The organism is Synechococcus sp. R6-5 (genome assembly GCF_047461775.1).
Taxonomy (GTDB): domain Bacteria; phylum Cyanobacteriota; class Cyanobacteriia; order Thermostichales; family Thermostichaceae; genus Thermostichus.
In genome coordinates this window covers 1-1,633 of record NZ_JANSHV010000304.1, presented here as the reverse complement: position 1 = coordinate 1,633, position 1,633 = coordinate 1, and the positions used below count along the sequence as shown (strand labels likewise).

The following is a 1,633-nucleotide window of genomic DNA, read 5'->3' as shown; positions in this document are numbered from 1 at the left end:
TCCTTTCGCGTCAGCGGGACGGAGTCCTAGGTTTGGAGTTGAGTTCTGGTGTCGGGATGGCCATGTCTGATCGCGTCAGCGGGACGGAGTCCTATCGCGTCGGCGGGACGGAGTCCTTATCCACCTCGCCCCCTTTAACAGAGGAACGGGAAGAACTGGCCGGCTATCTGCTGGGGGACTTGTCTCCCGAGCAGGCGAGTGCTCTAGAGGCACGCCTAACTCAAGACCCTCGGCTGGTGGCCGAACTGCAAGCCTTGCAAGAAACCTTGGAATTGTTGCCCTACGGATTGCCAGGAGTACTCCCGCCTGCCAGCTTGCGCGACCAGGTGATGGCAGAGGTGGGGGCTATGGGCTTGCGCGAACAGGAGATGGCCATCCCCCTTCACTCTCCACTGCCTGCTTTTGGGGTGGGGTGGCGCTGGCTGGGAGGCTTGGTGGCGGCAATTTTGGTTCTGCTCAGCTTAGACAACTGGCGACTGCGGCAAGCACTGCAACTGGCCCAGCTAGAATCGGTGCGGGCATTATCCCATCTCTTGCAACAGCCGGGATCCCGTCTGGTGCATTTGCAGGGGGAGGTGGGGACGGCCAATGTGCTGTTTCGCCCAGGAGACTGGCAGGAGGTTATCTTGGCCGCACGGGATCTGCCCCAACCGGTGGCGGGGGAGCGCTACTCCCTCTGGCTCAAGCTGGATAATGGCGAGTTCCTCCACTGTGGTGACTTTCAGGTGGATGCTCAAGGCTCTGCTCTGGTGGCCCTACGCCCATCCCGCACGTTGCCGGCAGGTACCCGCGCTCAAGAGCTGCTGGTCGCGACCGGTTCCCGCCAACTGCCCGCTCGCGCTACTCGGACGGAGTCCTTGAAACCCCTTCTGACGGGCAAGGTGTGAGGTGAGAGGAAAGGTTGGCCTGCAAAGGTTGGCTGTGCTGGTGGGGGCGCTACTGGCCCTTCTGGCCTTGTGGTGGACGGATCCCACGCCAACAACCCTAAGCCAATACGTTACTTCTTTGCAGGAGCGCACTCCTTCTCAACTCCACAACATTCGCCGAGCCGCCCAAAGCCTGGATGGGGTTTACATCATGCCTGCAGCACGCTCACGGGAACAGGCAGAAGTGATTTTTTCCTTCAACCAAGTGGTGGGGCCGCGCAGCCTGGAACGAGGCTATGTGCCCGCGCCGGTGTTTATGGTGGCCGAAACCCTGGATTCGGTTGGGGGAGGAATCTGTCAGGTGTCCTCTAGCCTTTACAATGCCGCTCTGTTGGCAGGGCTGGAGGTGGTGGAGAGGCACCCCCATTACCGGCAGGTAGAGTCGGTGCCCCCTGGCTTAGATGCCACCGTTTGGTACGGCTTGGCCGACCTCAAGCTGCGCAACCCTTTCCCCTGGCCGGTGCGCCTACGAGTTCAGATCCGCGGCCAAAACCTGATTGTGTCCGTGCTGGGACGGGGATCCCGCCACGCCCTGAGGATCCCACCCATCCGTGTAGAGGGGCACCGGCTGGATCCCCAGCATTTGCAGGTGAGCGTGTATCGGGGTAACGAGCGCCTCTCCCAAGATCGCTATGTCGTTGCTCCCTAGCCTCTCATCGCGCCAGCGGGACGGAGGCCTTTCGCGCCAGCGGGACGGAGTCCTTAAA

At 61.6% G+C, this 1,633-nt stretch carries 2 protein-coding genes; both read left to right on the top strand.

Annotation, left to right across the window (positions count from 1 at the left end; all coding sequences use genetic code 11):
* Positions 1-887 (top strand): anti-sigma factor domain-containing protein (locus tag NW818_RS13135; protein WP_414424806.1); only part of this gene is annotated, 887 nt, incomplete at its 5' end.
* Position 888: 1 nt separating this feature from the next.
* On the top strand, positions 889-1,575 hold the full coding sequence (locus tag NW818_RS13130) for a VanW family protein (RefSeq protein WP_414424805.1): 687 nt from the start codon (positions 889-891) through the stop codon (positions 1,573-1,575).
* Positions 1,576-1,633 lie beyond the last annotated feature (58 nt).